This window comes from Polaromonas sp. P1_G4 (assembly GCF_056405475.1).
The window spans coordinates 1-1562 of sequence record NZ_JBFUCA010000749.1 but is presented as its reverse complement, the minus strand read 5'-3'; the positions used below and the strand labels follow the sequence as shown (position 1 = coordinate 1562).

The window sequence follows — 1562 nt, the reverse complement described above, 5'->3', positions numbered from 1 at the left end:
CTCTTTGCCAGGCCACGAAAGAGCCATGCGACAAGCTCATTCGAGAGTTTCAACAACTCAACGAACGCATGCGCGAGCAAGTACGTGCTCGTATGCAGCAAGGCAAGGCGCAGCAGTGAATACACCGGTGCCTAACCCTTCCATCGAGCGGACGTCTTCCAGCAAGCTTCGCTTGCTTCCAGCCGCCGCTCATGTCAAACGTTAGGCCTCACAGCATGCTCGCCATACCTGCCAACGCAATACAAGCATCGCTGTTGGAGTTCATGCAGGAGTTCTGGGGCATAGATCACCCCAACGCTCTTGACTTAGCAGGGCGTCCGCTGAAAGTCAAAGCTGATGAAGTTTTGGCCGAGATTCGGAGGTCGGCAATAACAATCCACCCTCTCTACCACGTCCTGCTATACGTACTCCGCGATATTGCAGATCACTGTGCAGCCATCGATGCTGTAGGGAAGAGCCGCGCTGCGCTGCTGCATGTACGTCACATTGAAGAGTTGTATACGGTTTCAAAGTACCTTCTGGCAACGCCAGGGCGGTACGAGGAGTYCGCATGGCGATGGGAAAACTTCCACACTCTTCATGCAATCCGGAACCGGATTCTGAACCTCAAACAACCTCTCGATCCGCTGATGACAACATGGCTCGAAGCCAACATCGAGACGATGCAAAAGTTGTTCAGCAAAAAATTCGATCTCGACCCAACCAAATGCACAGATCAGTGGGAAAAGCTTTCAAACTGGCTTCACAAGATACCGCTGAGCGAAATATTTGAAAAGGCAGGGCGCCTAGCCTCGTACACCTCTACGGCTTATGACTGGAACAGTCAGGCAGTGCATTTGTCTCCGCTTGGCGATAGATATATGGGCTACCAACTCGATCACCAGGACTATGGCGACTTCGCACTCGACAGCGCATGTACACACCTGCACAAGATGTGTCACGAGTGTTCCAGCATAGTCACTGATCAGGCTGGCCTCCGAAAGTATTACCTGAGGCAGGTGCTGTTAGAGACGTATGAAATGCTATGCAATCGCCCGGCCCAGTACCTGGAATTAGCGAACAAGCTTGATGGATACAAGGCCCTAACGCAGTTGCTCCTTCAGAAGCCATTCGACTTCAACGCTGTCATGAATGCTTCACTAAGCCCACCCCCGAAGGATCCACTCATTCTCGACTTTCCCAGTGGAGGCCCGTCATGACTCAATGCACCAGTCCTGCAGCGTCAGGAGTGTGGCTTAACCCTTCCATCGAGAGGACGTCACAAGGGCTACGCCCTTGCGTCGCCCCTCATGGCAAACGTTATACGGCGGCAAGATGATCATCTATCGCGTGAAGGTCAAGACCTCCGAAACTGGTGGCATGTTCATGGATGGCACGAGATCGCTCGCTCTCGCTATTAGCGAGGCGGAGCAAATTCAGGCCGAAAATCCTCAGTACAAGGTTTCGGTCGAGGCGGAAGAATGGCCTACGCTAACGAACATGAAATACCGCTGGCACCAACTGACGGGAGGCGCCGAAGGGTTTGGAGTTCAGTTTCAGAAAAAGTCTGGTCACAAACACGC

2 protein-coding genes are annotated in these 1562 nt (G+C 52.9%); both read left to right on the top strand.

The genetic code is table 11. The features are described from left to right. Positions 1-215: 215 nt before the first annotated feature. Positions 216-1199, top strand: coding sequence for a hypothetical protein (locus AC1D1X_RS22975; RefSeq protein ID WP_477699296.1), 984 nt, complete (start codon positions 216-218; stop codon positions 1197-1199). Between the two features lie 115 nt (positions 1200-1314). Next, the coding region (locus AC1D1X_RS22970) for a hypothetical protein (protein WP_477699295.1) at positions 1315-1562 on the top strand (248 nt) is incomplete at its 3' end.